Genomic DNA, 12,948 nt, shown 5'->3' on the forward strand with positions numbered 1-12,948 from the left:
GATGAACCCCAAAGGCAAGAGCATCGGACGCCAGATCACGCTGTCCATCACGGTGGCCTCGCTGTGTTCGACGGTGCTGTCGATCAGCGGCTTCTACCTGTTCTATTACCTCATGGAGGTGTTCTATCCACGTTGGTACGACGAGCCGGAAACGATCATGCCGTCCGGGCTGGAATGGCTGTGGATCGGATTGACCGCCACCGTGGTCGTCATCTTCGCCACGCTGGTCGCCTCGCGCCTGACCCGGCGCATCATCACGCCGTTGAATTCGGTGGCCGAAAGCCTGCGCCGGGTCGCCAGTGGCGATCTGGAAGCTCGTGCGCGCGGTGGTGATACCACGATGGCCGAAGCGGCCACGCTGGTCAGCGATTTCAACTCCATGGCAGAACGGCTGAGCCGGATGTCCGAGAACCGGGTGTTCTGGAACGCGGCGATCGCGCATGAACTGCGCACGCCGATGACCATCCTGCGCGGCCGCCTGCAGGGCATCGCCGAAGGCGTGTTCGAGCCGGGGCCTGAGCAGTTCAACAGCATGCTCACCCAGCTGGAAGGCCTGACCCGCATCATCGAGGACCTGCGCGTGGTCAGCCTGGCCGAGAGTGGTCATCTGGATCTTCGCTTGCAGCGCAGCGATGTCAGTGTGCAGGTGGCCGCGGTGGTTGAAGCGATGTCCGAGGCACTGACCGAGAGTGATTTCTCGGTGACATTGGACGCACGACCTTCGCTGGCCGACTGCGATCCCGCACGTATCCGCCAGGCCGTGCTGGCACTGCTGGAGAACGCGCGGCGGCATGCCATTCCGTGTCCGCTGCGGGTAGCCGTCACCCTGGCCGAAGGCCATTGCACCGTAGCCGTGGAGGACGGCGGACCCGGCGTGCCGGACGAGCTGCGCGACAGCATCTTCGAGGCCTTCCAGCGCACCGATGTCTCGCGTTCGCGGCAGAGTGGTGGCTCCGGGCTTGGCCTGGCCGTGGTGCGTGCGATTGCCGTGGCCCATCACGGAACAGCGCTATGCCGGGCCACCGAACGTGGTGGCAGTGCCTTCGAAATCCGCTGGCCGGTGCATGCCCGCCGTTGAGGCGGTAGACACTGCCCTGGTAGCGGCCCACCTTGGTGGACATTCGCATCGCTGAACGGCGCCGATTTCTCCACGCAATCTCCATCGTCCCTCCATGCCTTCTCCAAAGGGCTGCAGATACTGGGCGCGATCCGGGAGATGGCAGGCATCCGTCCCCTGCCCTGACTCCGACCCACCCAGGCATCCCCATGAAACCCCCACACGATCCGGCGGCCGCCGCCGGCAGCATCGGCCAGCAGAACGCGGCCGCCACTCTCAAGGCCATCCTGCGAACCTATCCGTGGCAGCTCACCGGCACCTTTTCGCTGGTGGCGCTGGAAAATGCGCTGCTGCTGGCGTATCCGCTGTTTGCCGGCTTCGCGGTGGATGCGATCATCCGCGGCAACATCGGCCACGCCATCTCCTACGCCGGCGTGGTACTGCTGTTCTGGCTGGTCGGTGCTGCCCGCCGTGCGGTCGATACCCGTACCTTCACCCGCATCTATGCCGACCTGGCGGTGAACGTGGTGCAGGCGCAGCGCAGGCTGGGCCACGCCACCTCCACCTCGGCCGCACGCGTTGTGCTGGCCCGTGAGTTCGTCGACTTCTTCGAAAAGCACGTACCTATCATCGCCACCGCGCTGGTATCAATGTTTGGTGCAGCAGCGATGCTGCTGGCGATCGAACCGCTGGTGGGCGCTGCAAGCCTGGTCGCACTGCTGGGTGCATTGTTGCTGCTGCCGTCGTTCGCACGCCGCAACGAGCAGCTGCATGGGCGACTGAACAACCGGCTGGAGCATGAGATCCGCCTGGTCGACCGGGTCAGTCCTTCGGTGCTGCGTCGCCACTACACCACGCTGTCGCGGCTGCGTATCCTGCTCTCCGATCGCGAAGCCGGTGCCTTCGTGGTTGTTGGCGCAGCGGCAGCGGTGCTGTTCGCGCTGACGATCGGCCGTCTCGCCACCACCGACGGTGTGACGCCGGGTCATGTGTACGCGGTGATGACCTATCTGTGGACGTTCGTCGGCAGCCTGGATGATGCACCGTCGATGGTGGATCAGCTGGCGCGGTTGAAGGACATCGGCCGCCGCGTCAGCCCGGGCATGGAAGATGCGGAGCGCAAGGACGCCGCTTGACCGGTAGCTGCCCACCTTGGTGGGCAACGATGTATAGCGGCGCCAACCAAGGTTGGCGACTACCGGCGCAACGGTGCCAACCAGGATTGGCGGTTACCTCGCTGAAGGACATCGGCCGCCGCGTCAGCCCCGGCATGGAGGATGCTGAGCGCAAGGACGCCGCTTGACCGGTAGACGCCCACCTTGGTGGGCAACGATGTATCGCGGCGCCAACCAAGGTTGGCGACTACCGGGGCAACGGTGCCAACCAAGGTTGGCCACTACGTTGCCGTGCGCCCGCACATCGCCAACGCTCCGATGATCAACGCTTCCATGCTGCGGTCGAACTCGGCCTCCTGCGCCTTCCGATCCAGCGGGCGTCGCGTGGTATCCACCACCGCATGGCGTGAGTACACGGTGTCGGCCAACGCCACGGCGTGATAGGCCACGGTCGACAGCAGCCACGCCGCCTGCTCGAGCGGCAGATCATGCACGCGGCTGAATTCGGCATGGTGACGCTGGATGCGCGCCAGCATCTCCGGTGTCTTCGCGCCGTGGCTGACCAGGAACGGCGCCAGCCCCGGGTTCCCGTCCACCAGCGTCCGCAGTGAACGTTGGAACGCACGCAGATCCTCCTCGATGCTGCGCCGGCCAGCGGCATCCAGCGCCGGCGCCTGCCAACGCTCGAAGATCGCCTCGGCCACCAGCTCGCGCAGCGCCGCCAGATTCGCCACATGCTTGTACAGCGCGATGTGGCTCACCCCCAGTGCCGCCGCCACGCCCACGAAGCTCAGCCCCGGCAGCGTCATGGCAATGCCGGCGTCGGCGATGCGCTCGCGGGTGATGCTGGGTGGTCGCCCACGGGCAGCGGTCTTTTTCGGTGCAGCCATGCGGTAACGGCTCCTGCGCGATGCGCGGGCAAGGGCTGTCATGGTGGTCCGCAGCGACGCAGTGGTCAACGCACCCCGCGCGCCCTGGGCAGCCCCAGGTTGCGACACGGTCAATTTAGTTTACTATGATGTAACTAATTCGCATTCGCAGTGTCCAGGATCGTTGTCGATGTCCGCGTCCCCCACTTCAATCACCCCGGCCGGTCCGCTGCGCGGCGCCGATCATGATCGCGGCCTGCAGGCGCTGCAGGTCCAGGTGGTCGCGGTTGCACAGCCGTGCGCCAGCCTGCTGCGCCTCGTGGTCCAGCTGCCGGAACATGCAGAACTCGCGCCCTGGCAGCGTGCCAACACCGCCGTGCGCATCCAGCTCGGCGCCACGTTCGGCGATGTGTCACGGATCTACACCGTGCGCAGCCTCGATCCCAACACCCGCCAGTTCACCCTGGACGTAGTGCTGCACGAGGCGCCGGGGCCGATGCTGGCCTGGGTACGTGCGCTGCGCCCCGGTGATGCCTTCGATCTGACCGGACCGCGCCCCCATCTGCAGGTACCGCAGCGCGAGGGCACCTGCGCCCTCCTGTTCGCCGACCCAAGCGCCATCCCTGCCCTGTTTGCATTGCTGCAGCAGTGGCCGGCCGACCTGCGCGCAGAGGCCTGGATCGCCTCGGATGATGCATTCCCGGTAGACGAACTGCCCGCCATTGAAGGTGTCCGCGTGCTCCGCCTCGCCACCGGTGACGTGCCGTTGCTGCAGCAGGCGCGCCAACTGCGGCCGGAGCCCGGCAGCACGGTCTGGGCGGCCGGCGAGCGCGAGGAAATGCGTGCCCTGCGCCGCCACTTCATCGAAACGGTCGGCCTGCCACGCAGCGACGTTGCCGTGGCCGGCTACTGGAAACGTGGCGAGACCACCACCGAGACCGACCAGCGTCGCCGCCGCAACTACGAGCGCGTGCTGGCACGCGGCGGTGGCCTGCAGGACCTCGACGACCTCGCCGACGATATCTGATCCACCCCGCAGTATCCGCGCCCCGCGCTTCGTTCCACCCAGCCACAGATCGCCCACGCACCTCGCGTGCAGCACTGCCACAGCGGCAGTGCCGTGCCCTCTGCCAGCCATTCCACAGCCCGCGTCGTCCTGCCCCTGCAGGTCACAGACGGCGCCGTGCTGGCCGATCGCACGACCCACCACACGAGAACCGCCATGTCCCTCCCCCTGCGAACCCTGCCCCTCCCACGCCGCTCGGCGCTGTCCCTGGCCGCCCGTGCAGCGTTGCTGCCCACCCTGTTGATCGCCATCGCCGCGCACGCCAACGATGCACCCGATGGCGCCCGTCAGTTGCCCACCGTGAACGTGCGCGCCGACAAGACCGCACCCACCGATACCTACGCCGGCGGCCAGGTCACGCGCGGCAGCGGCGTCGGCCTGCTCGGCGAGCTCGACTTCATGGACACGCCGTTCAACACCACCCGCTACACCGCCGAATTCATCGACAACATCCAGGCGCCGGACCTGGTGCGGGTCATCGCACTGACCGACCCCAGCGTCTACAGCAGTGGCTCCAGCGGTGGCATCACCGACTACTTCAACGTCCGCGGTTTCGGTGTCGCCTCGTCGGATATCGGCTTTGGTGGCCTGTACGGGCTGATCCCCTACTACCGCGTCACTCCCGAACTGGCCGAGAGCATCGAAGTGCTGAAGGGCCCGTCCGCGTTGCTTAACGGCATGCCGCCCGGTGGCTCGGTGGGCGGTGCGGTGAACGTGGTACCCAAGCGTGCAGGCGACACGCCGCTGACCCGCTTCACCGCCAGCTACGGCAGCGACGCGCAGTGGGGCGGCCACCTGGATGTCGGCCGCCGCTTCGGCGCGGACAAGCAGTTCGGCGTGCGCCTCAATGCCGTGCACCGCGACGGCGACACCGCCACCAACCACCAGCAGCACAAGACGCAGCTCGCATCGCTCGGCCTGGACTGGCGTGGTGAGCGCTCGCAGGTGTCGCTGGACCTGTTCAGCAGCCGCGACCATGTGGATGGCCTCAACCGTGGCGTCTCGCTGGCGCCCGGCCTGGCCGTGCCCCGCCCGCCGAAAGCCAGCACCCTGTTTGCACCGGACTGGACCTTCAGCACCGTCAAGGACCAGGCCGCCGCACTGCGCTGGTCGTTCGACATCAATGACTACCTGCAGGCGCATGCCAGCTACGGCCACGGCCATACCGATTTCGACTCCATCGCCAGTGCCACCACGCTGATCACCAACACCGCCGGCGACTTCCGCAACAACTTCGCCCACCAACGCTTCATCTACAGCAAGGACACCGCCGAAGCCGGATTGTCGGCGCGTTTCCGCACCGGCGCGGTCGATCACGCGCTGGCCATCAGTGCAGCCTGGTACCAGCACGACCAGAAGTTCGGCTTCAAGCGCAACCTGCTGGCCCGCGATTGGGTAACCAATATCTACAACCCGCAGTGGGGCCCTGCCATCGACCGCAGCTTCAGTGATGCGTCGCTGCCGAAGACCGCGGAAGTGCGCACCACCAGCTTCGGCATCGCCGACACGTTGTCCTTCATCGATGATCGTGTGCAGCTGACCCTGGGCATCCGTCACCAGACCGTGCTCAGCGATACCTTCGATGGCGGCACAGGCAAGCGCACCGCACGCTACGACGCCAGCGCCAACACCCCGGCCGGTGCACTGCTGTTCAAGGCCAGCGACCGCCTGTCACTGTATGCCAATTACATCGAAGGCCTGAGCCAGGGCAGCACCGCCCCGGCAACCGCCGCCAACGCGGGCGACGTGTTCCCGCCGTTCAAGACCCGCCAGCGCGAGGTCGGTGCCAAGCTCGACTTCGGCCGCTTGGCCAGCGCATTGAGCGTGTACGAGATCGAAAAGCCCAGCTCCTATACCGACCCGACCACGAATGTCTTCTCGTTCGGAGGCCAGCAACGCAACCGGGGCGTGGAATGGACCGTGTTCGGCCAGGCCACCGAACAGCTGCGCGTGCTCGGTGGCATCGGCTGGCTGCAGCCGAAGCTGACCCGTACCCAGGGCGGTATCAACGAAGGCCGGTTGGCGACGGCCACACCGCAATGGCAGGGCAAGCTGGGCGTCGAATGGGACGTGCCGACCGTGGCCGGCCTCACCCTCACCGGCAACGCGGTCAGCCTGTCCAAGGGCTACATCACTGCTGACAACAGCCAGTGGGTGGCGGGCCGCACCGTGTTCGATCTCGGTGCCCGCTATGCGACGCAAGCGGCCGGCCATCCGCTGGTACTGCGTGCCACCGTGCAGAACGTGACCAACAAGGCGTACTGGGCGGGCAGCCTCGGCTCGGGGCTGGGTACGCCACGCACCGCCCTGCTGTCGGCCACCATCGATTTCTGATCCTCGTTTCAAGGGCGCCACGCCATTGCGCGTGGTGCCCTGGAGAAGTGCTTTGACCGTTTCCCGTACCGCCTCCGTGCTGACCTGGCTGCCCCTGGTCTCACGCATCATCGCCGCGTTGTTCGGCGGCTATGTGCTGGCCGCACTGTGCAGCATCGCGGCACTGGCGCTGCCCATCGATGGTCGCCAGGCCGTGTTCACTGGCATGCTGGCCAGCTTCCTGCTGTACGCCGGCGTCGTGGTCTGGGTGTTCGCGGTGCGCTCGGCGTGGCGCGCGTGGCTGGGCCTGCTCCTCGTCGCGTTGCCCTTGTGGTTGATCGCACAGACGGTCGGCAACGGAGGCGCTGCATGAGCAAGGTCGATCGCACTCCGAAGCCACGCGGCATCCGCCAGACCATGTCCGACCTGCATATCTGGGTGGGGCTGCTGGCCGGATGGATCCTGTACGCGATGTTCCTCACCGGCACCGCCAGCTACTTCCGCGACGAGCTCTCGCGCTACACCCGCCCGGAAATCGCCACACCGTCCGTGTTGCCGGACGCCGCTGTGGTTGCGCAGCGTACCGTCACGGCGATCATGGCCGACACGCCTGCGGCCAGCCAGATCAACCTCAGCCTGCCGAGCACGCGCATGCCGTGGGTGTCGGCGATGTGGGCCAGCCCGGGCGGGCGTGGCCGGCATGGCTTCGACTCGGGCCTGTTCGACGCCAGCACCGGTGCACCGCTGCAGGCACGTGACACCGGCGGCGGCGACTTCTTCTATGCCTTCCACTTCAACCTGCACTACATGCCGGCGATGTGGGGCCGCTGGATCGTCGGCCTGTGCGCGATGTTCATGCTGGTCGCCATCGTCAGCGGCGTAATCACCCACAAGAAGATCTTCGCCGACTTCTTCACTTTCCGCTGGGGCAAGGGCCAGCGCTCTTGGCTGGATGGACACGCGGCGCTGTCGGTACTCGGCCTGCCGTTCCACTTCATGATCACCTGGAGCGGCCTGGTGATGCTGGCGGTACTGTACATGCCGTGGGGCCTGGCCAAGCTGCCGGACAAGCGCCAGCAGGCCGAGGTCGTCAGCGAGATGCGCCTGTTCCTGCCACTGCAGAAGGCCGCCGGCCACCCTGCTCCGCTCACCAACGTCGGTGCACTGGTGCAGCAGGCCGAGCAGCGCTGGGGAGCCGGCGCGGTGGGCAGCGTGCAGGTGCAGAATCCCGGCGACGAGAACGCACGCGTGGCCGTGGTGCGTGCGCAGTCCAGCCGTATTTCGACCACCCCGAACTATCTGCTGTTCGACGGCAGCGGCGGGCAGTTGCTGCAGGTCAAGGAGCACTCGGGCGTCGCCGCCGATACCCAGGGCGTGCTGTATGGCCTGCACCTTGGCCGCTTCGCCGATGCCGCCCTGCGCTGGCTGTACTTCATCGTCAGCCTGGCCGGCACCGCCATGGTCGGCACCGGGCTGGTGCTGTGGACGGTCAAACGCCGTGCGCAGCTGCCCGATCCGCAGCGCCCCTACTTCGGCTTCCGCCTGGTCGAGCGTCTCAACATCGCCACCGTCGCCGGCCTGTCGGTGGCGATGACCGCCTACCTGTGGGCGAACCGCCTGCTGCCCGTTGCCATGGACGGGCGTGCGGCGTGGGAGGTGCATGTGTTCTTCCTGGTCTGGGCGGGCACGTTCGTGCATGCCACGCTGCGTACACCCAAGCGAGCGTGGATTGAACAGTTCCTGCTGGCGGCGTTGCTGCTGGCACTGCTGCCGGTGCTGACGGCGATGACTACGGCACATCCGTTGTGGCGCACGTTGGCGACGGGTGATTGGGCGTTTGCCGGCACCGACCTGACCCTGCTGGCATTGGCCGCCCTGCACACGCTGCTGGCCTGGCGCACCTGGCGACATGCGCCGAAGGTGAAACGCGCTCGGCCGTCTGCAGCGTCACGCAATGCGGTTTCCGAGGCCAGCGCATGATCCACGTCATTCTGTTCTTGCTGTCACTGGCCGCGTTCGGTTGCCTGGCGCTGGTGATGGAGCGCCATCAGCGGGAGGTGTTGCGTCGTGTGCTGAGCGCGCAGGCAACGCAACAGCTGCGGGCCATCGGTTGGGCACTGCTGGTGTTCAGCACCGTGTTCGCGATGCGCGGGATGGGGGTGGGTTTTGGTCTGGCCGCTTTGTCCGGGCACACCAGCGTGGCCGCAGGTGTTGTGGTGGTGGCGATGGTGGCGCATGGGCGGCGGGATCGGTAGATGCCCACCTTGGTGGGCACCGATGGAAGCCAGCGCCAACCAAGGTTGGCGACTACCAGGCCTTAGGAGCGTTGCTTCGGTAGATGCCCACCTTGGTGGGCGCCGATGGAAGCCAGCGCCAACCAAGGTTGGCGACTACCGGGCCTTAGGAGCGTTGCTCTGGTAGATGCCCACCTTGGTGGGCACCGATGGAAGCCAGCGCCAACCAAGGTTGGCGACTACCGGGCCTGAGCGGCGTTGCTTTGGTAGCTGCCCACCTTGGTGGGCACCGGTGGAATCCAGCGCCAACCAAGGTTGGCGACTACCTGGACCTACAGGCACCCATGCGCCGCTCGGCTCTACAGAAAAGCGGCCATGCGCTGCAGCTCATCTTCCAACGCGCCACGAAATACCTTGTCGCGGGCCAGCGACTTGCCGGCATAGCCCACGCTGGACGCCAACTCACCCTCGCGAACGCTGAGATTGGCCCAGCCCACCACCTGGTCGTGCCACAGCACCGGCAGTGCGTAGTAGCCGTATTGACGCTTCGGCGCAGGCGTATACGCCTCGAACTTGTAGACCCAGCCCCACAGCAGCTCGAAGCGGCGGCGGTCCCACACCACCGGGTCGAACGGGGCCAACAGGCGTACCTGCTCATCCGGTGCGTGGCGGCGCGAGCGCGGATTCTCATCGGCCGGCCAGTACCAGGTGGTGCCGTCCAGCGTGCAGCTGGCCAGCTGTTGCCTGGCCAGCATCAACGCCTGCCGGGTCTGCTCGGCCAGATGCGGTGCGCCATAGCCCAGCAGGCGCACCAGGTAGGTCAGGCTGGCCGATGGCAGCGGCGCGTACTTGCGCACCACCAGGTCGATCAGCGCCGCGGCGCGTTCAATCTGCGCCTGCTCGCTGGCATCCGCCTCGGCGTGTTCGACCACTGCATAGATGCGCGTACCGCTGTCGCGCCGTTGCACGCGCAGCAGGCCGCGGTAGTGCATGCCATCCAGCAGGTGCGTGCTGGCATTGCTGGTGCCGCCCCAGTAGTTGGTCACCCGACCATGCGCGAAGGCCTGATCGACCTCGCGCGGATGCACGCTGCCACGTTCGCGCACGAACGCAAGCACATCCGCCGCACGGCGCTGGGTCTCGGCGTCCCATTCGCGCTTGGACACGCGCGGATGCATCAGCGCCAGATGTTCGCGCGGCAGGAAGCCGTAGTTCACCAGGCAATCCTCTTCCACCGGCAGGCGCGTATAGCGCCGCTCCAGGTCACCGGCGCGATAGTCCTTCACCCGGTGGCGCAGGGTCAGGTCCTGCGCGCGAGCGGGTGCCCGGATCGGGTCGGCCTGCACGAAGCCCAGGCGCCGGATCGCGGTCAGCAGCGTGCTGGGTTTGAACAGCGTGCGCGCCACCGCGTGGCGGCGCAGATCGTCAAGGGTGGGCGTGGCAGGCATGGCCGCATTGTATTCCCGTCGTTGCGTGGTCCGTCCAGTAGAGCCGAGCCCATGCTCGGCTGCCCCAGGGACCAAGCAGCCGAGCATGGGCTCGGCTACAGGGTTGGTACCGCCGCGCTCTCCGGATGCAGCGCACCCTCATCATCCACCCAGCTGTAGCGGATGCTGCTCAGCGGACCTGCAAAGCCTTCCGGCAAGGCCAGTGTGCGCGACTCGCCCGGCGCAAGATAGAACGGATCAAGCGAACGTTCGCCGCTGGCGGATACCAACGTCATTTCGGCCACATTGAAGTAATGCCGTGCCGCGTTATGCAGCACCAGACCGTCTGGGGCCTGGCGAATGCTCACCTGGGCGACGGGGTTCACCGGCGCGCCCAGGCCCTTGGGCCGGTAGAGCACCTTCATCCGAAAACGAATGGCCACCTGCACCGCATTCTCGTCGGCTGTCGCCTCGCGCGGCGGCACATCCACCACATTCAACCAGTACAGATGCTCGCGGTCGTCCTTGGGCGCCTTCGCAGGAAGACTGCGCACGCGCAGGATGTGCGATTGCCCCGGCTCCAGCCGAAACAGCGGCTTGTCCAGGATGAAAGGCGCCTTGGACGCTTCCGGTTTCTGCTCGAGATCGCCATCGGCAATCCAGGCCTGCAGGAGCGAAGCGCGCGCACCTTCGTTCTTGAGCGGCACACCCACCTCACGCTGCTCTGCCGGGTAAACCACCCGGGTTCCCAGCACGGAGACTTCCGCATGGACAGGCGCACAGAACGCCAGCAGCGCTACCAACAGGAGATGCGGGAACGAGGGCTTCATGGCTGCGCGGGCTCCAGGCCGTGGAGGACCATCAGGGGAAGGTCAAGCTGAAGACAAGGCCTGCATTGGCCGCGCCCGGTGTAATGGTGGGCTCTGTCTGCTGGTAGCGCACGCCGAAGGTCTTGCGCAGCACTTCCGCATTGGACGACCCGTAACCAAAGACATCCGAACCATAGAAGCGCATCGGTGAGCCATCTTCATTGAGAAATTGATAGGCCACACCCTTCACGCCACCAGTAGCTTCCGCCAGACCCTGCGCGCTGTTGAGTACAGGGGTTGTCGGTACCACCTGATAATCCACCTGGCCCACGCCGCCCTCGCAGTCCAACAGCAGCTCATAGCTGCGCTGCCCGGCATGGGTGCCAACGCCCTTGAACGCGGCCATTGAAAGCGTGGGCATCCGCACCTCCTGCGTCCGCATCCTGCAGCTGGGCCGGTCCTGGATCTGAAGTACGTTGGCCGCAATCTGGAGGTTCACCGACACAAGCAGCCTGTCGTTATAGTCAAGGATTCGCGATTGAACAATCATCCCGCCTGACGTACCAACGGTGCCACCTTTGATATCACCTGTACGGATGTACTTCATCATGATGCGGGTTCCGAAGGTATCGGTGCCACTTTCAGATTGATAGAGGTCCACGTCGCGATCACCCAACGCAAATGGCGTGCCGCGCCTGTCCCGGGAGTGTTCGACCAAGAACGCCATCCCCACCCCTTCCACGCCGGTGGGGTACACCACGAACTGGGACCCGCTTTCCGCATAGCGAAGACCAGGCAGGAAAGCGCCAGTACTTGTCGCCCAGTGTTTGATCCATTCGCTACGGTTACATTGGAAGTCACCGGTGGGCGCTCCGTTGTTGACCGGAAGCCAAGGCGTCAACGCCCCACCCACCTCCACGCCGCGGGCGCTGAACGTGACCTGGGCTGGGGGCGGCAATGTAGAGCTCCCCCCTCCTCGCCAGCATGTCGCCTGGGCCAGCACGGGCGCACCTAGCAGTGCCAACACCACCCACCACATGCCGCGCGGGACAGTGCGGGGGCGCCGCCCCCTGGGCGCAGTGGACGTTCGCTGACGGGTGATAGGTGTCATAGCGCACGATGGCCGGTTGAATACGGTGCTTATAGCCTAATCCTCGCTCGCCGACCATCACGCGCCCGCAAGGCGCGAGGCAGGCATCTGCCGGGCTGCGTCGCATGTAAGCCGAAGGCAACGGCAGGTGCCGTTGCCACGTCGCGTGCGACGGCACGAAGGATGCCGGCCATGACGACCGACATCGCCATACTCGGCTTGTACCGGAGAAGAGCTACTCCGGCTGCAGCCGGAAGATGGCATGGCTGGTCAACGCCAAGGCAGCCAGCTTCAACCCTTCCATCACGCGGTCGCCCACGTAGTGCTCCGGGCCGCCATTCTGCCGGGCGCGTTCGGCCGCCAGCAAAAGCTCCTGCACGATGCGCAGGCCGGCCAACGCTCCATCGGCATCGGCCAGCGCCAGGCATCGCCCCGGCAGTTGATGACGCTCGGGCCAGGGCTGACCGTCAGCCGCCGCACCCAGACCAATCTGGTGCAGCAGGGCAATCAAACTATTGGGGTCAGGCGTTGCGGTGTCGACTTCATCTGCATTGGCCGGGGCGTACTGGGCGCGCAGATGGGGAATATCCGTTGCGTTCATGGCAGGTCTCCGTGCAAGGCATACGGCACCGCCCCTTAACAAAGGTGGCGGACGGTACGTGGCTGGAAACCCGCGAGTGAGTGCTATACCCGGGCAGGTGCGCTTTCGCCCACCTCCACGCACCGCCCGCCATTAAGACGCGAACGGAATGCCAGCCGGCGCCGCAGAAAGCGGCGCCGGCTGACAAGCGTAAACAGCACTTACTCGACGGGTTTCCAGGCCCGGCCACCCTTTTCCGGTGGCAATGCATCATGCGCACAGGAAGGCGGTGGACGCCAAGCAATCGGCGCATGCAGACTGTGATGTCACGCAGGAGCGGAATTGTCGCATATCGACAATCAGCCCGTACTTTCAATATGTTGCGTCA

At 66.0% G+C, this 12,948-nt stretch carries 12 protein-coding genes; 7 read left to right on the top strand and 5 right to left on the bottom strand.

Going from position 1 to position 12,948, the window contains the following annotated elements; translation table 11 throughout:
• Position 1 precedes the first annotated feature (1 nt).
• Together AC5O77_RS01695 and AC5O77_RS01700 are read left to right on the top strand one after the other, a co-directional pair.
• The gene (locus tag AC5O77_RS01695; protein WP_478057433.1) at positions 2–1,078 is read left to right on the top strand and encodes an ATP-binding protein; all 1,077 of its coding nucleotides are present in this window, start codon (positions 2–4) and stop codon (positions 1,076–1,078) included.
• 188 nt (positions 1,079–1,266) lie between these two features.
• Positions 1,267–2,193, top strand: a complete 927-nt coding sequence (locus AC5O77_RS01700) for an ABC transporter six-transmembrane domain-containing protein (RefSeq protein WP_423162313.1) — start codon at positions 1,267–1,269, stop codon at positions 2,191–2,193.
• Positions 2,194–2,453: 260 nt separating this feature from the next.
• Here AC5O77_RS01700 and AC5O77_RS01705 read toward each other — a convergent pair whose 3' ends face one another.
• The gene (locus tag AC5O77_RS01705) at positions 2,454–3,062 is read right to left on the bottom strand and encodes a TetR/AcrR family transcriptional regulator (protein WP_478057434.1); all 609 of its coding nucleotides are present in this window, start codon (positions 3,060–3,062) and stop codon (positions 2,454–2,456) included.
• A 169-nt stretch (positions 3,063–3,231) separates the two neighbouring features.
• On the opposite strand from AC5O77_RS01705, the gene AC5O77_RS01710 reads away from it, so the two are divergent.
• The 5 genes from AC5O77_RS01710 to AC5O77_RS01730 all read left to right on the top strand — a co-directional run bounded on the left by AC5O77_RS01710 (position 3,232) and on the right by AC5O77_RS01730 (position 8,675).
• Positions 3,232–4,068 carry a siderophore-interacting protein gene (locus AC5O77_RS01710; protein WP_012511171.1) on the top strand — a complete coding sequence of 279 codons (837 nt, stop codon included), beginning with the start codon at positions 3,232–3,234 and terminating at the stop codon, positions 4,066–4,068.
• A gap of 195 nt (positions 4,069–4,263) precedes the next feature.
• Positions 4,264–6,441 carry a TonB-dependent receptor gene (locus AC5O77_RS01715; protein WP_478057435.1) on the top strand — a complete coding sequence of 726 codons (2,178 nt, stop codon included), beginning with the start codon at positions 4,264–4,266 and terminating at the stop codon, positions 6,439–6,441.
• A 52-nt stretch (positions 6,442–6,493) separates the two neighbouring features.
• A complete protein-coding gene (locus tag AC5O77_RS01720) occupies positions 6,494–6,793 on the top strand; it encodes a DUF3649 domain-containing protein (protein ID WP_197583796.1) in 300 nt (99 codons plus the stop codon).
• Positions 6,790–8,400 carry a PepSY-associated TM helix domain-containing protein gene (locus AC5O77_RS01725; RefSeq protein WP_478057436.1) on the top strand — a complete coding sequence of 537 codons (1,611 nt, stop codon included), beginning with the start codon at positions 6,790–6,792 and terminating at the stop codon, positions 8,398–8,400. Before AC5O77_RS01720 ends, AC5O77_RS01725 begins: the two co-directional genes overlap by 4 nt.
• Positions 8,397–8,675 (top strand): DUF3325 domain-containing protein, encoded by a 279-nt coding sequence (locus tag AC5O77_RS01730; protein WP_478057437.1) that lies wholly within the window; start codon positions 8,397–8,399, stop codon positions 8,673–8,675. Before AC5O77_RS01725 ends, AC5O77_RS01730 begins: the two co-directional genes overlap by 4 nt.
• Positions 8,676–9,013: 338 nt before the next feature.
• On the opposite strand, the gene AC5O77_RS01735 is transcribed toward AC5O77_RS01730, so the two are convergent.
• From AC5O77_RS01735 to AC5O77_RS01750, 4 genes are all read right to left on the bottom strand, one after another.
• Positions 9,014–10,102, bottom strand: a complete 1,089-nt coding sequence (locus AC5O77_RS01735) for a DNA glycosylase AlkZ-like family protein (protein WP_478057438.1) — start codon at positions 10,100–10,102, stop codon at positions 9,014–9,016.
• Between the two features lie 95 nt (positions 10,103–10,197).
• Positions 10,198–10,911, bottom strand: a complete 714-nt coding sequence (locus AC5O77_RS01740; RefSeq protein ID WP_100468627.1) for a fimbrial biogenesis chaperone — start codon at positions 10,909–10,911, stop codon at positions 10,198–10,200.
• A gap of 31 nt (positions 10,912–10,942) precedes the next feature.
• Complete coding sequence (locus AC5O77_RS01745; protein ID WP_478057439.1) at positions 10,943–11,617, bottom strand: fimbrial protein; 675 nt, start codon at positions 11,615–11,617, stop codon at positions 10,943–10,945.
• Positions 11,618–12,215: 598 nt separating this feature from the next.
• Positions 12,216–12,581: a hypothetical protein gene (locus AC5O77_RS01750; protein WP_197583808.1), complete on the bottom strand. Its 366-nt coding sequence runs from the start codon at positions 12,579–12,581 to the stop codon at positions 12,216–12,218.
• Positions 12,582–12,948 lie beyond the last annotated feature (367 nt).

This window comes from Stenotrophomonas sp. INTA L402-1 (assembly GCF_059295135.1).